Here is a 17,389-nt window from a genome sequence, read left to right on the forward strand (position 1 = left end):
AAGGTACAATAAGCAAGGAGGTTAGGAATCATGGAAGTCTTAAAAATCTCGCCGCGCGGCTATTGTTACGGAGTTGTCGATGCTATGGTGCTCGCCAGACAAGCAGCCAAGAATCTCGACTTGCCGCGCCCGATCTATATACTCGGCATGATTGTGCACAATAGTCATGTCACCCAGTCCTTCGAGGATGAAGGCATTATTACGCTGGATGGCCCGAATCGGATGGAAATTCTAAGTCAGGTTACCAAGGGGACGGTAATCTTTACCGCGCATGGGGTATCGCCTGAAGTGCGCAAGCTGGCACGGGATAAAGGCCTGACTACCGTTGATGCAACTTGTCCCGATGTGACCAAGACGCATGTGCTGATCGAAGAGAAGGTAGCCGACGGATACGAGATCATTTATATCGGCAAAAAGGGCCACCCCGAGCCGGAAGGCGCAGTAGGAGCCGCTCCTGGAAAGGTGCACTTGATCGAGAAGGAAGAAGAAATCGAGAGTCTGGAGGTTCATGCGGACCGGATTGTTATTACGAACCAGACCACGATGAGTCAGTGGGATATCAAGCATATTATGAAAAAGCTGCTTGAAAAATTTCCGAGCGCCGAAGTGCATAACGAAATTTGCATGGCAACTCAGGTTCGTCAAGAGGCGGTAGCGGAGCAGGCAGGACAGGCGGACCTGGTCATTGTGGTCGGGGACCCGCGAAGCAATAACTCCAATCGGCTGGCTCAGGTATCCGAGGAGATTGCTGGTGTCAAAGCTTACCGGATTGCAGATGTTACCGAGCTGAAGCTGGAGTGGCTCCAAGGCATCGAGAAAGTGGCAGTTACCTCGGGTGCTTCGACACCCACACCTATCACGAAGGAAGTGATTACGTTTCTGGAGCAATATGATCCAAATGATTCAGCAACCTGGGAGATCGTGCGGACCGTAAATATGTCGAAGCTCCTGCCGCCAGTAAAAGCAACTACGAAGAAAGAATAGCGGAATTGAACTATGCTTGTACGCTAAGGGCAACGTGTAAAGTGTCCTTACGATCACTGTTGTTCGTTGATTTCTCCGATTGAACCGAGCCGTATATGGTGGGAATTTGCTCACAGAAGACGAATGCTTACGAGCTTATGCTCTTCTACTAGGTATTTTAGTTCAACTTATAAATCATAGCCGTCCTGTCCTTGTCGCAGGGCGGCTTTCTTTTTCCAGAATTTAAGGGGCTTGTTTCTCTCTCTGATCATGTTATACTAGGAAAGAAGAAAAAGTTACAGATTTGTAACTAATCAGCACTTTCAAGGAGATGACATGATGAGAAGAACAGGAATGAAGAAATACTTGCTTACTGGCGGTTTGTCGGCCATTCTGACGGCTAGTCTTGTCCTGCCAGCTTCGGCGGCACCGGATCATAGAGATACCTCCAACAGATCGAATGAGAATCGGGCAGCGGCTTGTTACTCCATAACGTGGTCAAAGGATGCAAAGCAATCCATAGATTGGGGCAGCAATGGGGACAAGCAATCTATTCAAAAGGCATCCCTCAAGATTCAATCTAACACGGGCGGCTTCGCTAAATGGTGGAACTGGAATTTGGGAGACTCCGGTAACTCTGGTAATACAAATAACTCGGGTAACACGAATAACCCTGGTGATACTAATAACACGAATAACTCCGGAAATTCAGGTAATTCCGATAACTCGGGTACAACGAATCAGGACAATTCTGGAACGACTGCTGCAGATAAATCGCAATTTGCTTCAGAGGTCATTAAGCTTGTAAATCAGGAGCGCGCCAAACAAGGATTGCAGTCGCTCACGGGAGATTCGGCACTGAACAACATGGCATTAGTGAAGGCCAAGGATATGAACGATAATAATTATTTTAGCCACACTTCACCAACCTACGGTTCTCCGTTTGAAATGATGAAGTCGTTCGATATCAGCTATAGATATGCAGGCGAGAACATTGCCATGGGTCAGAAGACGCCTACGGACGTTGTGAATGCCTGGATGAACAGTGAAGGCCACCGTGCTAATATTCTGAGCGCCAATTTTACACTAATCGGTGTTGGATACTATAATGGCTACTGGGTGCAGGAGTTTGTAGGTAGATAACAATAAATAGGTGAAATAGTTTACGAGTTTTACTTATATGGTATATAATGGAATAGGTGAAGCACACCCTTATGTTCGCGTTAGTGAATGATAGAGGTGTGCTTTTTTATATGAAATAAGAATTGGGTCCACAATGATTGATTGCGAGGAGGGGGGATGAATAATGGCAATGGATACTTAGGTAAAAGTGTTAAAAGGGCATACATACTAAAGGTGTAAGAATAGGCGAATGAATTGTTACTCTCAAATGAAAGGACAAGTGATAGTTTTGAAAAAAATGGTTGTATCTCTTTTGATTGTTGCTCTAATGTTACCTGGATTAAAGACTGTTTCGGCTGCTCAAGGCTTTGATAAAAATATTGTGGGTAGTCCAAAACTTGCTGTACTCGTGGATGGTAAGAAAATCATATTTCAAGGTGGCGACCCTTTCCCCGAAAATGGACGTGTTCAGGTTCCTCTACGAGGAGTAGGGGAAGCCCTTGGTGCTGAAGTCGATTATGACGGAGTCGGTAAAAAGGTGAAGTATATTAGAGATAAAAAGTCTATTGAACTCACCCTTGGTAGCAAGGAAGCTATTGTGGATGGACATGTTGTTAAGATGGATACGGCAGCTAAAGCTATACAAGGACGTACTTTTGTTCCACTTCGTTTTGTAAGCGAAAATCTGGGCAAAACGGTGAAATGGGATGCGGTGGGGAATTGGGTTTGGATTGGGAGTCAGGAGATTCCGGATATTACCGAAGTTACAGAACTTGAGGACATCAAGCCTTATCGACATTATTACCAAGGATACGAATATATGTCGCAAGTTGATGGCAAAGATCTTGACTTTGCAAGAGTTATTGACGGTAATGCAACACCTGTTCAGTTGAGAAAACTCACAATTATGGATATATGGATGGTATCAGATGGAAAAAATGATGGAATTCGGGTGAGATACAGAGGGCCTGATAAGCTTACTATCTTTTTTCTTCAGGGTAATGGGGATATCCGAAGACGTGATGCTTTTGTTGTCGATCAAGGGGACGGCACTTATATAGGCCAATTCCCAATAGTAAGTTCACCAGATAATCACTATAAATATGGTGGTGATTGGAAAAATTTTAAGATTAAAGATATCAACTACTTTTTTTTTCAAGTAACAAGTGATCCGGACGATAGTATTCGTCTATTTTCTAATCCGTTTAAGTAAGTTTCAATAACTCGGAATGAAAGGAATGGGTGTGTGTTTTTCTTTCAAAAAAGACGGCTCCTTTGTATTTTGGTAGGAATTATTTTACTTGGATTTTTTAACGAAGGTATTGTCGAAGCAGCAGCTGGGGTACAAGGACCAGTAGTATTGCAGCCTTCAAAGAGTGGGCAAAACGAAAACATCATATACTCTGTTGGATTAGGACGTGTAGATACTTGGACTAACTCAGCTGGAGATTATATTGCAGATCCATATCTAGGGGCTGTAGTTAAACCAGGAACTGTTTACCCAGAAGCACACTATGATTGGGAGTACCAGTTCGTTTATCCTGGAAGGAAAATTAAATCTATCGAGGCTGCGACATTGAATACTTTAGATATTCCAGGTGAAACTCTCCCGTGGGCAAAGGCCATGTTCGAAACGGCAAGATATGGTCAAACATGGGACTATTATTATCCAATGTTTGCAACAGTCATAAGCGTTGATACAAAAAGCAAGAAAGGCCTTGGGACAGATACGGCATCCATAACTATCAACGAGAGCTTTGTTATTCCCACAACAGGTAAAACGCCAGAGCGCCTAGATACTAGTGGGTTAGCAAATGGTGTTGTAGGAGAGAGATACTACTTTCCAATTCTATTTAAGGCCGAACTTGAGCCGCTTGGTGGAAAAGCAATCGTTAAGCATTTTAAGACAGACAACACCTCTTTGAATGGTAGTGCTGGTTTCAAAGACTACGAGGTGGCTTTGGAGCTTAGTAAGGCTTACTCCTTTCCTCCCTCACCTGATACTGCGAATTACAAGTACAAGTATTACAAAAAGAAAGTCGATGGCGATCCTTCTTCTGAAAACATAACATATGGTGATCCGATGGCGATTATATACGATGGCAAGTATGGCACGTACAATATTAATTTATACTATGAAGGCTCTGGGGGGACACCGACAGACCCACCACCTCCAGGGGGGGATTGTACCGCCCCCACTCCAACAGGACAAGTCATTGAGATGCCATTAACCTCGCCAGATACCAGCGCAGTAATCAAGGCGGATAGCCGCGGCAGTGAGCGTTTCAATGTCTCGGACGGGATTCCTACTACAGAGAGTCTATATGGAAATGTGCTTTCCAAGAGTTACTTACATAAAAACAAATTTGTCCAGTATAGCGGAAAGTGTACTTTTAATATTCAGGTAAACCGGGAATTTACCTTAAAATGGGATCCAGGAAAGGAAGAGCTTGGGCCAGACGGTAAGACGGAAATTACGGTTCCCGATCCGCAAGAGGAGACAGAGACGCTCACTCAAACGCACACGATTGAAAGGGAATATTCGTTCTGGACCATTGAGAACCTTGAGGTTTACAAGATTGATGAGGCCAAGCTCTGGAATTATGCTTTTAATGGCGGTGGCATCACCATATCACCAAGCGGGTATTTACCTCCTGTGTTTTCAAGCTCAGAGACACATGGATTTACGCCGCCAAGTCCACCTGCTTCGATAGACGCTCCGTCTGGATCTAAGTCAGGAGGGAAGGATCGTCCTGATTTGTCCGGCGAGGATTTAAAATCATTTGCGGAAGCGGAGGTCGATCCTGTTAAGGTGAGGAATGATACTCTTACCTTCAATGGCAGCACCATTATGAATGGTTCAGAAACTGCTCGAGCCGGTCCAACGCCGTCACAAATTCCAACCTCCCCGGCTATTGGTGAGAATGTCCTGTATAGCCCTAGAAATGTGATACCTACAAGTAAAACGAATAAGGCGAGTCAGTCGAGCACGGGAACGATCTATTACGGTTTGATGAGCGGAAATATTAACGGCGGTTCGGATCAGAGCTATCCGATTTACGGAATCAACTCGATCACGGTTCATACCCCGGTGGTGATGTACGCGAGCATCTCTGATGATGCGGAGCACAATCAGAAGACGGTGCCTGCGGCGGGAAGATCCGCACTTATTCTGGAGCGCTCCTTCACGGTATCATTACCGAATAGCGGACAGCATCAAAGCTATTTGGGATACGGCTACAATAACTATCTGAAGTACATAGGCAGTAAGCAGATCCGCTTTCCATTTGATGTGTATGGAGGCGTGAATCAGCAGCAATTTATTCCAAAGAACACTTGGATCGAGGTTGAAAAGGAGAAGGAGAGCTTCGTGTTCTATCTTCCGGTATGGGTAGATGAAGGTTTCTATGAGGTTGAGATGCGGACGATCGCCCATAATGCCCCCACTGGAGCGACTGCTCAGAGCAAGGCCAATCTGGATGTGCAGCACCACATTGCGGAGGACCGCGTTGCTGTTGATGTCGTCGGTCGTCTGTATGATCTCCGGATTACGGATATCGCAGACTATAACTGGGAAAGTGTATTCAGACAGAGTGCAGGCTCGGCGCTTCCCACAGGAGTATCCTACTGGGTCGGTATGAATGGAATCGATGGGGCCTCCCGAGGGCTTGGACAGAAATATACACTTCCTATTGCCCCTGGCAGCCATCCAATCTACAGAAATGTGACCGTAAAGACCGGGTATCATTTCAAATTCGAGTTGAAGACCAAAGGCAATATGTTTGGACTGCAGGACCGGATTCGAATCACTCCCAGTTTCTATTTTGTGAACAGCAAGAGTGGACAGCGACAGCCTGTTGATCTTTACTATCATGCGGGAAATAACCGTTTCGTGAAAGTTGGTTCCTCTGCTGATCAGCTTCAGCGATATGTCGTCCTGAATGATCGTTTGCGCAATGTGCCGGTTCAGGAGCTTACGGATACAGCTTTGTACAAATATGATCATGACTATACATTTGCCCAGATTTCCGGAATTAGCCGCCTGAAATATATTGAGAACTACATCAACAAATACAGTATGCAAAAGACTCAGGTAGGCAGTCTCAGTCTGATAGAGTTGAATGAGCGTATCCGCACTTACATCGGACCTAAGAGCGCAATTCCAGCGGGCGTGGACGCTGCCCGGGCGAATGCTTCGATTCAGAAGTGGTATGGAGAATACAGTCTTCCCGCTACCGTATACGCCGTAGCTAAAGGCGTTACTCCCGCAGAGTATGGAAGAACGCATCAAGGCCTGACAGATAGTTCGCCGATTTTTTTAAAGGAGGGCCATATCGTTGTGAACTTCAATCTGGAGACAATCCGGGAGGGAAATAGCAGTCAGCCCCATTTGCAATACATCCGTGCGCCTCTGATGAACCAATGGACACAGATGGAAGGATTTCTGAGAACTACCCAGGATTCCTATGGCCGTTCCTTTGCAGTGATGGACGGGGATGTAATATTTTATGAAGCGGGTCAATCCAGTCAGGATGATTTCCGCTCAATGGTCATTCATTAAGGATAAGCCCGGAGCAACCCGATATTTAGCGGTTTGTTCCGGGTCTTTTTGCTGAATAGGCTTGACGAAACAGGAATAAATCGCTATAGTTACTTTAGTAATTAAAAGCTTGAAAGCGAACAAGCGTCTAAGTACAACAGTTATGAATTGCATAAATAGATGCCACCAAGTCAAATGGAGAGGATGAGTAAAATGATCGTTATTACATCGAATCAGACACCGGAGGAACGCGTACAGGAGATTATTTCCGTAATTGAAAAAGAGGGACTGCAAGTACATGTGTCCAGAGGAACCGACCGGACGGTAATCGGCTTGATCGGATCCATTCAGCCACAGCTTGCAGAGCACCTGCGCCAGATGAAGGGCGTTGAAAATGTCATTAAAATTACGAAATCCTATAAGCTGGCTAGCCGGGACTTCCATCCGGAGAATACGGTCATTCAAATCGGCGATGTTCGCATTGGCGGCGGAGATCTCGTCGTTATGGGCGGTCCGTGTGCTGTAGAATCGCCAGAGCAGATCGATGAGATTGCAAGACTGGTTAAGGCGGCAGGCGGACAGGTATTGCGCGGAGGTGCCTTCAAGCCTCGTACGGGTCCGTACAGCTTCCAGGGAATTGGTGTTGAAGGTCTTGTGATGATGGCGGAAGCCGGTAAAAAGCATGGGCTGCTGACGATTACCGAGGTCATGACGCCAGAGTATGTGGATGTCTGTGCCGAGTATGCGGATATTCTGCAGGTGGGCACACGCAACATGCAGAACTTTGATCTGCTTCGCAAGCTGGGAGAGTGCGGGAAGCCGGTGTTGCTCAAGCGCGGTTTCAGCGCAACCTATGATGAGTTCCTGAATGCAGCCGAGTACATCCTGGCCGGCGGGAATCCGAATGTGATGCTCTGTGAACGGGGAATCCGAACCTTTGAGACATATACTCGTAATACGCTGGATTTATCGGCAATTCCGGTACTTCAAAGCTTGAGCCACCTTCCTGTCATCTCTGACCCGAGCCATGGCACGGGGCGCCGGGAATTGGTCGAACCGATGACCAAGGCTTCTGTTGCGGCAGGAGCAGATGGGCTTATCATTGAAATGCATACCGATCCGGATAATTCCATGACAGGGGATGGTGTCCAGTCGCTATTCCCGGATCAATTTGCAGGTCTGTTGCGTGATCTTGAGAAGCTGGCGCCAATCGTTGGCAAGCGTTTCGAGACGCCTAAGGAGACTGTTCAAATCTAACCAAAATACCAATGTTTTCAAGCCCCTTCGGCTTTGCCGCGAAGGGGCTTTATACTTTTTGTGCACAAGTTTGTACTGTGTGTTATAAAACCTAACATAACGTATAAAAATACCTTACATGACTATTGACGGTTTTTTCTCCCGGTTCTATAATGACGACAGATTAAACAAAAAAGGATGAACGTTAAACCGGAAGTGAAGATTTAATGTTCGTGATTTGGGGAGGAATACAGTATGTCATTAGAGTTGGTAATGAAAACAATTCAAGAAAAGCAAATTGAATGGGTCGATTTTCGGTTTGTTGACTTGTCCGGTCGCGCACACCACATAACCGTTCCGGCGAAAGAAGTTGACGAAGATACATTTGTGAATGGTGTAGCCTTTGACGGCTCCTCAATTCCGGGATTCCGTGGAATTGAAGAATCCGATATGGTCATGATGCCGGATCATGGTGCTGTATTCGTAGATCCATTTACCGCACATCCGACATTGAACGTGTTCTGTGATATTTTTACACCGGACGGAGACAGATATGAGAGAGATCCGCGGAGCGTAGCGGTACGTGCCGAAGAATACCTCAAAGCAAGCGGAGTAGGTACAGCAGCGTACTTTGCACCGGAGTCTGAATTCTTCATCTTTGACGACGTTCGATATGACAGCAAAATAAATACTACCTTCTACTCAGTCGATTCCGAAGAAGCGATCTGGAATACGGGCCGTACCGAGGAAGGCGGCAATCTTGGCAACAAAATTCCTGTAAAGGGCGGTTATGTACCGGTTGCTCCAATGGACAAACAGCAGGACATCCGCAGCGAAATGTGCCGCTTGCTTGATGAAGCGGGCATCCGCGTGGAGCGTCACCACCACGAAGTAGCAACTGCGGGTCAGGCTGAGATTAACTTCCGTTTCGACACATTGCTAAAAACGGCAGACAATCTGCTGGTCTATAAATATATCGTGCATAACACGGCCGCCCAGTTCGGCAAGACGGCAACCTTCATGCCTAAGCCGTTGTTCGGAGACAATGGCAGCGGGATGCATGTGCACCAATCGATCTTCAACGGGGACATTCCATTGTTCTACGAGAAAGGTGCTTATGCCAATCTGAGTGAAACCGCACTGCATTATATCGGCGGAATTCTCCATCATGCTCCGGCGATCATTGCTTTTACTAACCCGAGCACCAATTCTTACAAGCGTCTGGTTCCTGGATATGAGGCTCCGGTCAACCTGGTATTCTCCAAGGGGAACCGTTCTGCAGCAATCCGGATTCCGGTTGCGGCAGTAACTCCTAAGGGCTGCCGCATCGAGTTCCGTACGCCGGACTCCACGGCAAACCCATACCTCGCCTTCTCCGCTATGCTGATGGCTGGCTTGGATGGGATCAAGAAGAAGATCGATCCGAGAAAAGAAGGCTACGGCCCTTACGATAAGAACATTTACGAATTGTCCCGGGCCGAGAAAGCCGAAATCCGCAGTGTGCCGGGCTCCCTGGATGAAGCGCTTGATGCGCTCGAAGCGGATTGTGAATTTTTGACAGAAGGCGGCGTATTCACGAAGGCATTTATCGATAACTTTATTGAAATGAAACGCGGTGAAGCAAGAGCGGTAGGCATCCGCGTCCATCCTTACGAATTCGGTCTTTACTACGATCTGTAGGCCGGTATATACACCAAGGGATTTTCATAACAGCAGGCTAGCCTGTTGAACAAGGAGAAATAGCCGTGTCAGGGAGTGCTCCCTGCACGGCTATTTCGTTGTACAGAGCAGTTCAAGAGACGGCTCCAGGTATATCTGTAGTAATCGGGTAATCAGGTTCTGTATAATGAGAGGATAAATTCAAGCTACGGATCAGGTTGCCGTACGGCTGTTGGAGCCTATTCGATAGGATTTGATGGGCGGACGGGCATCTACAGGAGGTCAAGGTATGATTTTGGAGGTTATTGCAACCTGTGCGGAGGATGCGGTAGTAGCGGAAGCGCATGGCGCGGATCGGCTGGAATTGGTGACGGCCATAACGGAGGGCGGGTTGACGCCGGGTATTGGCCTAGTGCGTGAGGTTGTGAAATCGGTAAAGATTCCGGTTCATGTGATGGTCCGGCCGCATAGCCGCTCCTTCCTGTACAATGAGGGGGATGTACGGACGATGGAGGAAGAGGCGCGAGCAATAGAAGATGCGGGAGCAGCGGGTATTGTCTTTGGAGCTCTAACAGCAGATCGCAAGATCGATGAGGCTGCCTTGGCAAGAATATTAGCAGTATCGGGGGATATGAATGTAACGTTCCACCGTGCCTTTGACGAGCTGAGCAGCCTCCCGGAAGGCCTGAGCACCCTATTGCGGTACCCCCGGGTGAATCGGGTATTGACCTCAGGCGGACCTTTACCTGCACCTCAAGCGGCTTCCGAAATCCGGCAACTGGTGGAACTGGCTTGCGGCAGTTCGCTTGTGATCTTGGCGGGTTATGGGCTGACCTTGGAAACGGTGGACCGCTTTATTGCGGAAACGAAGGTATCCGAAGTTCATTTCGGTTCAGATATTCGCTTCGGGAGAAAAGGGTTGTCTCCTATCGACCCGGACAGGCTGAGCGCGTTGTCCAGCCGCTTGAAACTTTACTATTAGTGCGTGTTCAAAAAGTCACCCGCCGCAAGATTCCCGGATGACAATCTCCGGCTCCACCATAATACTGCCTGTCTCAGCTTCGGTATGAATAAAATCATAGAGCAGGGCTGCCGCCAGCTTGCCGATCTTATCCTTATTTTGGCGGACCGTGGACAGGCTGGGGGTGGTGTACTTACATGCTTCAATATCATCACAGCCCATGATCGCAACATCGTGCGGAATTTGGTAATGATACTCCTTCAACGCCTGCATAGCCCCGATTGCCAGTAAATCTGAAGCGGCGAACAAAGCCTGTGGCACGCTGCCGGCTTGGATCATGGCCTTCATCACCTGATATCCGCTCTCCTCATAGAAGCTATCTCCGTTCACGAACCAGCTTTTATTCACGGCCAGGCCGAAGCTTTCAAGCGCATCGGTATACCCCTTTTCCCGCAAATTAGAGATTTTAGATGTCATTGTGCTCCCGATATATCCAAATTCACGGTATCCCAGCAAGTAAAAATGCTCGACCGCTTTATAAGACATTTTATAGTTATCCGACATGATATAACCTGATCTCTTTCCCTGTAGTTCAAGATCGATGCCCATGCATGGAATTTCACTTCGATCCAGCTCATCAATCGCAGGCTCTACATCCTGTCCGGATATGATCAGGCAGCCGTCGATCTGATACTGGCGGCACCGGGTCAGATAATCTCCGTGGGAGGAGTCCGAGTTCTCGTTCGTCAGGAACAGGAGGTCATAGCCCAGGAATCCGATCTGGCGTTTGAATGAGGACAGTACTTCTGCAAAGAAAGGGTGGCTGAAGTCAATATTTTGTCTGCCTGCGAAAATAACGCCAATCAATCTGGAGGAGGAACGCTCCTGCAGCTTAGCTGATTTGGTTGGCACATACCCGGTATCCCGAATGATTTGAAGGACCCTGCTCTTGGTTTCGTCCGAAATATCGCTATAGTTGTTCAGGATCTTGGATACGGTCGAGACAGAGACGCCGGCTATTTCGGCAATCGTTTTGATATTCATAGCTCATCCACCAATTTTAGAATTTACGAAAATATTTTCGTTAATTTCAGTGTAGATCATAATACCAACTACGTCAAATACATAGTTCGAAGTTGTCAAATAGTATTTACAAGCTGCCGCAATTAATGCCATAATAAAACTGGGCGAAACCGATTTCGGAAATGAGCTAAATTAGCATGCGTTTTATTAAAACAACGAAAATATTTCGAAAACGGATTGAGAGGAGTCTAACAATGAAGAATCGGGAATGGTTTTTTCAAGGAGACCAAGGAGAGTTTGCGCTGGAGCAGCCTGAGCGGAATACGGGCTTGTATTTTCCGTTGGTGAATGAGGCGGGAATGATGTCGGCCATCACACCGAACCTGCACGGGCAAGTCACTTCAGGGCATAATACATTTTTGACCGAGCCGGTATCTGTAATGGATCTGCATAATTCGAAAGCATCACGGAATTTCTGGGTGTACATCCAAGGGGAAGGAGCCTGGTCTGTCAGCGGGTATTCAGCCAAGCAGCAAAGCAATTTATATGCCGAAGAAAAGGAGGCTAGCTCCGTAGAAGCCGGTTTTCTGTGGCATAAGGTAACCCGTGAGCATCGTACAATTGGACTTAAGGCAGAGACGATCAACTTTGTTCCGATGACAGACGACAAGGTGGAGTTGATGAAGGTCACGCTGACCAACCAGGGCAAAGAGCCGCTAACACTGACCCCCACGGGGGCGATCCCGATCTATGGGCGTTCAGCGGATGATCTGCGCGACCATCGCCATGTCACCTCCCTGCTGCACAGGCTGTTTGTATCGGAGTTTGGTCTCGAAGTACAGCCTGCACTTTCTTTTGATGAACGCGGGCACCGGGTGAATAAAGTGACTTATAGCGTGCTGGGCGCAGAGGCTTCCGGCAGAGCTCCTATCGGACTATTTCCGGAAACAGAGAGCTTTATTGGTGAAGGAGGAGCCCTGGACTGGCCGGAGTCGGTGGTAGCTAATGCCCAGCCGGCTTCAGTTGCGGGCAATCAATTGGAAGGATATGAAGCTATCGGGGCGATTCGCTTCAACACGATAAAGCTGGAGCCGGGGCAATCGGCGGCTTATGTCATGGCTATGCTGATCACAGACGATCGTCTTGATGTCCCGAGAATCGCGGCAGATTACTTGTCCGGCCAGGCGTTTGACACTTTATTGGAACAAAATCGGAGCTACTGGCAGGAGAAGCTGGGCACGCTTGCTTTCAACTCCGGGGACGAAAGTCATGATCTGTGGATGAAATGGGTCACGCTCCAGCCGGTACTCCGCAGATTGTATGGCAATTCCTTCTTGCCCTATCACGATTATGGCCGCGGCGGCCGGGGCTGGCGGGATCTGTGGCAGGATTGCCTTGCCTTGATGGTGATGGAGCCGGAGGAAGTTCGGGATCTCCTGCTGAACAACTATGCAGGGGTGCGTATCGACGGCAGTAATGCGACGATTATCGGAAGCAAGCCCGGCGAATTTGTGGCAGACCGGAACAATATTCCGCGCGTCTGGATGGATCATGGGGCATGGCCTTTATTGACAACACTGCTATACATCCACCAAAGCGGTGATGTGGAGCTTCTGCTGCAGCCGCAGACCTACTTCCGTGATCTATTCGTGAAGCGTTGCAAGGATCGGGATACAAGCTGGACCCCAGAGCAGGGCAACAAGCTGCTGACCCGCGATGGACAAATTTATGAGGGAAGCTTGCTGGAGCATATTTTGCTGCAGAATATGACGACCTTCTTCCATGTTGGCGAACACGGTAATATCCTGCTTGAAGGGGCGGATTGGAACGACGGTCTGGATATGGCGACCAAGCGCGGTGAGAGCGTAGCGTTCACGGCCTTCTATGCGAGCAACCTGCTTGAAATATCTGAGCTGCTGCTTGCACTGCAAGCACGCGGACAGGAAACCATTGAGATTGCGGAAGAAATGCTGGTATTATTCGACTCGATCACGGATGAGGCTGTATCGTATGATAGCATCTCCGAGAAGCGTTCCTTGCTGGACCGGTATTATGAACGTGTGGTACCATCGATATCAGGCAAGAAGGTTAGCTTGAGTATTAGCGAAGCCGCCGCCGACCTGAAGCGTAAAGCCGCTTGGCTTACCGATCATCTTCGCGGGAATGAATGGATTCATAACCAGGAAGGCCATGAATGGTTTAACGGCTATTATAATAATGACGGAGAGCGCGTGGAAGGGGATCATCCGGAAGGAGTCCGCATGACTCTGACCGGGCAGGTATTCCCTGTCATGGGAGGCATCGCGACAGATGATCAGGTTGGGAAGATCGTTCGAGCCGTAGACCGCTATTTGAAGGATGCGAATATCGGATACCGGCTGAATTCCCGCTTTGGCGGGATCCAGCAAAATCTGGGGCGGGCATTCGGTTTTGCCTTCGGACATAAGGAGAACGGCGCCATGTTCAGTCATATGACCGTCATGTACGCTAATGCACTCTATAAGCGGGGCTTCGTCAAGGAAGGCTATGAGGTGCTGAATTCGATCTATACCCTGTCCAGTGATTTTGAGAAGAGCCGGATGTATCCTGGGGTGCCTGAATATATCAATGAAAAAGGCCGCGGAATGTATACGTATCTGACGGGTTCTGCGAGCTGGCTGCTGTTGACTCAGCTCACCGAAGTCTTCGGCGTTAAGGGGCATTATGGTGATTTGGTTCTGGAGCCGAAGCTTGTTGCTTCCCAATTTGATGAATCCGGACGTGCTGCCGTGGAGACTTTATTTGCAGGCGTACTGTTGAAGGTGAGCTACATCAATAAGACGAATGCAGATTACGGTGACTATAAGATTGGTTCAGTAACCTTGAACCGCAACGCTGTCCATTATGAAGGTGCAGAGGGCCGGGTTTCGGTCGCACGCTCGCTGCTTGCATCGCTTCCTGCGGGGCAAGTGCATGAAATTGAAGTGACATTAGTCTAAAATCTATTATCCCTTACAGGAAACCCTGGCGGCTTTTGATGGCTTCCGGGGTTTCTATTCTGATAAGAAAGAAGGAGACCTCAGAAATGGCGTACCAATTAACGAATGGAATTCTCACTGTCGATATTGCCAAGCCCGGGGAAGGCTATCGCGAGACTCGTTTTGAATGGAATGGATTGATTACGGACATCACCCTGCTTGATGGAGGACACAGCTTCTGTACCTCGGAGAATCCGACCCAAGGGCAAGGCGGGGGAATGGGGCTTTGCCATGAATTTGGTATCAAGGAGGCTATTGGGTACCAGGACACGAAGCCAGGGGAGCAATTTCCCAAGCTGGGCGTGGGGCTGCTGACGCGTACGGATGAAGGGCCGTATTTATTTTATAAAGATTATCCGGTTCAGCCCTTTAAAGTTGAGATCGTACGGGAAAGTCCGGAAGAGATGATCTTCAGAACCCTGCCGGAGGAATGCGGAGGATATGCAGCGTTATTGGAGAAGAAAATTTCCATCGACGGGCAAAGGCTGTCCATAGAGTACAGTCTGCACAATACAGGCCAGAAGAAGCTGTCTACAGAGGAGTATTGCCACAACTTTCTGAATATTAACGGTTACTCCATGGGGCCCGATTATAGGCTGGAGTTTCCGGTAAACCTACAGCCTGAGGCCGACGATAATAAGACGCTTCAGGAATTGATGTTCGATGCAGGAAAGGTGATATGGGGGAAAATACCCGAGCGTGAATTCTATTTCCGGACAGGGGGATATGATGGAACTCGGGAACCCTATTTGTGGGAGCTATCCCATCTTCCTAGCGGGGCAGGGGTAAGGGAGATCAGCCGACTGGAGGTATCTTATGCAGCGGTGTGGGGGCGGCGCTATGTTGTCTCGCCGGAAATCTTCTACAGGGTTGAAGCGGAACCGGGAGAATGCATCAAGTGGACCAGAACGTATGAATTTTTCTCCGAAAATACAAAATAGCCCATTCGCTGTGTTAAAATAAAGCGTTAATGTGTCAATTCTGCAAATTATTGATGTTCTAGAGAAATATCGTCTTGCTGGAAAAAAGAATAGTTGCTATGATAATCCTAAAACTTTGACCAGGCTTGACACGGAAGAGAAGGGATGGGAGCAATGACAAAGAGAGCTTACAATTTCAATGCGGGACCGGCTGCCCTGCCGCTTGCAGTACTTGAGCGTGCACAGGCACAGTTTGTTGATTTCAAGGAGACAGGCATGTCTATTATGGAGATGTCTCACCGAGGCAAAGTATATGAAGAGGTACATCATGAGGCGTCCAGCCGTTTGCTTGGGTTGCTGGGTAATCCGAAAGGCTACAAAGTATTGTTCCTCCAAGGCGGAGCGACTACCCAATTTGCGATGATCCCGATGAATCTATTGTCTGAAGGAAAGACAGCTGGCTATGTGAAAACCGGCAGTTGGGCAAACAAGGCAATCAAAGAAGCTAAACTGATTGGAAGCACGTTCATTGCAGCCTCCTCCGAAGAGGACAAGTATATGTCCACTCCGGATGTCAGCAAGCTGAACTTGCCGGATAATACAGCTTACTTGCACCTTACTTCCAATGAGACCATTGAAGGGACCCAGTTCCGTCAGTTCCCGGATACAGGCAGTGTTCCGTTGATTGCGGATATGTCTAGCGATATCCTGTGTCGTCCGTTTGACCTGAATCAATTTGGACTCGTCTATGCCGGTGCTCAGAAAAACCTGGGTCCTTCCGGTGTGACCGTGGTCATTGCCCGTGAGGAGCTGCTGCAGAATTCTCCGGCTCATTTGCCAACCTACTTCCGTTATGACACCCATGCGGAGAATGACTCGCTCTATAACACGCCGCCTTCCTTCGGAATCTACATGGTGAACGAAGTGCTTAAGTGGATTGAAGAGCAAGGAGCACTTGCAGGAATTGAAGCGAAGAATCAGACTAAGGCTGACCTGCTGTACGGAACGATCGATCAAAGCGGCGGTTTCTACCGGGGATGTGCAAATCCGAAGGACCGTTCGATCATGAACGTAACCTTCCGTCTCGGCTCGGAGGAGCTGGAGAAGCAATTCATCAAGCAGTCGGAAGCAGAAGGCTTCGTAGGACTTAAGGGCCACCGCAGTGTAGGGGGCTTGCGTGCTTCTATCTATAATGCGGTTCCTTATGAGAGTGTAAAGGCTCTGACCGACTTTATGGCTGAGTTCCAGAAACAGCATGGTTAAGGTATAATAAGAGAATGACCGAAGCGGCAGCAGAAGGCTTCCTTCAGGGCTGCCGCTTTTATTTTGGAGCTTCTCCAAGACGGGAAATACATTCTCCGAGGTGTTGATCAGCATGGCATTGCATATTGTACTTGTAGAACCTGAAATCCCGGCTAACACCGGTAATATTGCGCGAACCTGTGCGGCAACAGGAATCCATTTGCATCTGGTACGGCCGCTTGGCTTTCGGACAGATGACGCGACCTTGAAGCGTGCGGGATTGGATTACTGGTATGCGGTTCATATCGAATATCACGATTCCTTCCGTGAAGTGGAGGAGAAATATGCCGGAAGCCGTTTCTTCTTTGCGACGACCAAAGCGAAGAAGCGGTTTACGGATTTTGAATTTCAGGACGGCGACTTTTTTGTGTTCGGCAAGGAGACCAAGGGGCTTCCTCCGGAAATTTTGGCTGCACATCCTGACACGCTGATGCGGATGCCGATGACGGATAAGGTGAGATCGTTGAATCTGTCCAATTCCGCGGCAATCATTGTGTACGAGGCGTTAAGACAGCTGGATTATCCGGGAATGGAATAAAATCTGTCGATTGTTAGCGAAGAAGCAGGAATCCTGTAAAATGTATCGAATTGATAGTATAGAAGATAGGTATTTTGCTCTATTTTTACATAACTTATGTTACAGGAG

At 48.2% G+C, this 17,389-nt stretch carries 12 protein-coding genes; 11 read left to right on the forward strand and 1 reads right to left on the reverse strand.

Annotated features, from left to right (window positions below; genetic code table 11):
• The first annotated feature begins 30 nt into the window (after positions 1 to 30).
• The 7 genes from KQJ23_RS09110 to KQJ23_RS09140 all read left to right on the forward strand — a co-directional run bounded on the left by KQJ23_RS09110 (position 31) and on the right by KQJ23_RS09140 (position 10,502).
• Positions 31 to 984 (forward strand): 4-hydroxy-3-methylbut-2-enyl diphosphate reductase, encoded by a 954-nt coding sequence (locus tag KQJ23_RS09110; protein ID WP_216478522.1) that lies wholly within the window; start codon positions 31 to 33, stop codon positions 982 to 984.
• A gap of 318 nt (positions 985 to 1,302) precedes the next feature.
• A complete protein-coding gene (locus tag KQJ23_RS09115; RefSeq protein ID WP_216478523.1) occupies positions 1,303 to 2,106 on the forward strand; it encodes a CAP domain-containing protein in 804 nt (267 codons plus the stop codon).
• A 247-nt stretch (positions 2,107 to 2,353) separates the two neighbouring features.
• Positions 2,354 to 3,298, forward strand: coding sequence for a stalk domain-containing protein (locus KQJ23_RS09120; RefSeq protein WP_216478524.1), 945 nt, complete (start codon positions 2,354 to 2,356; stop codon positions 3,296 to 3,298).
• 870 nt (positions 3,299 to 4,168) lie between these two features.
• Positions 4,169 to 6,646 carry a DUF5704 domain-containing protein gene (locus tag KQJ23_RS09125; RefSeq protein WP_249529615.1) on the forward strand — a complete coding sequence of 826 codons (2,478 nt, stop codon included), beginning with the start codon at positions 4,169 to 4,171 and terminating at the stop codon, positions 6,644 to 6,646.
• A 192-nt stretch (positions 6,647 to 6,838) separates the two neighbouring features.
• Positions 6,839 to 7,882, forward strand: coding sequence for a 3-deoxy-7-phosphoheptulonate synthase (aroF, locus tag KQJ23_RS09130; protein ID WP_212940864.1), 1,044 nt, complete (start codon positions 6,839 to 6,841; stop codon positions 7,880 to 7,882).
• Positions 7,883 to 8,116: 234 nt separating this feature from the next.
• Positions 8,117 to 9,541, forward strand: coding sequence for a type I glutamate--ammonia ligase (glnA, locus tag KQJ23_RS09135; protein WP_216478525.1), 1,425 nt, complete (start codon positions 8,117 to 8,119; stop codon positions 9,539 to 9,541).
• Between the two features lie 268 nt (positions 9,542 to 9,809).
• On the forward strand, positions 9,810 to 10,502 hold the full coding sequence (locus tag KQJ23_RS09140) for a copper homeostasis protein CutC (RefSeq protein ID WP_216478526.1): 693 nt from the start codon (positions 9,810 to 9,812) through the stop codon (positions 10,500 to 10,502).
• A 15-nt stretch (positions 10,503 to 10,517) separates the two neighbouring features.
• On the opposite strand, the gene KQJ23_RS09145 is transcribed toward KQJ23_RS09140, so the two are convergent.
• A complete protein-coding gene (locus KQJ23_RS09145; protein WP_216478527.1) occupies positions 10,518 to 11,525 on the reverse strand; it encodes a LacI family DNA-binding transcriptional regulator in 1,008 nt (335 codons plus the stop codon).
• A gap of 233 nt (positions 11,526 to 11,758) precedes the next feature.
• On the opposite strand from KQJ23_RS09145, the gene KQJ23_RS09150 reads away from it, so the two are divergent.
• From KQJ23_RS09150 to trmL, 4 genes are all read left to right on the forward strand, one after another.
• Positions 11,759 to 14,482, forward strand: coding sequence for a GH36-type glycosyl hydrolase domain-containing protein (locus KQJ23_RS09150; RefSeq protein ID WP_216478528.1), 2,724 nt, complete (start codon positions 11,759 to 11,761; stop codon positions 14,480 to 14,482).
• Positions 14,483 to 14,568: 86 nt separating this feature from the next.
• The gene (locus KQJ23_RS09155; protein ID WP_216478529.1) at positions 14,569 to 15,462 is read left to right on the forward strand and encodes a hypothetical protein; all 894 of its coding nucleotides are present in this window, start codon (positions 14,569 to 14,571) and stop codon (positions 15,460 to 15,462) included.
• Positions 15,463 to 15,615: 153 nt separating this feature from the next.
• The gene (serC, locus tag KQJ23_RS09160; protein ID WP_216478530.1) at positions 15,616 to 16,704 is read left to right on the forward strand and encodes a 3-phosphoserine/phosphohydroxythreonine transaminase; all 1,089 of its coding nucleotides are present in this window, start codon (positions 15,616 to 15,618) and stop codon (positions 16,702 to 16,704) included.
• Between the two features lie 112 nt (positions 16,705 to 16,816).
• A complete protein-coding gene (gene trmL, locus KQJ23_RS09165; RefSeq protein WP_044477665.1) occupies positions 16,817 to 17,281 on the forward strand; it encodes a tRNA (uridine(34)/cytosine(34)/5-carboxymethylaminomethyluridine(34)-2'-O)-methyltransferase TrmL in 465 nt (154 codons plus the stop codon).
• Positions 17,282 to 17,389 lie beyond the last annotated feature (108 nt).

The organism is Paenibacillus brevis (genome assembly GCF_018919145.1).
GTDB lineage: Bacteria > Bacillota > Bacilli > Paenibacillales > Paenibacillaceae > Fontibacillus > Fontibacillus brevis.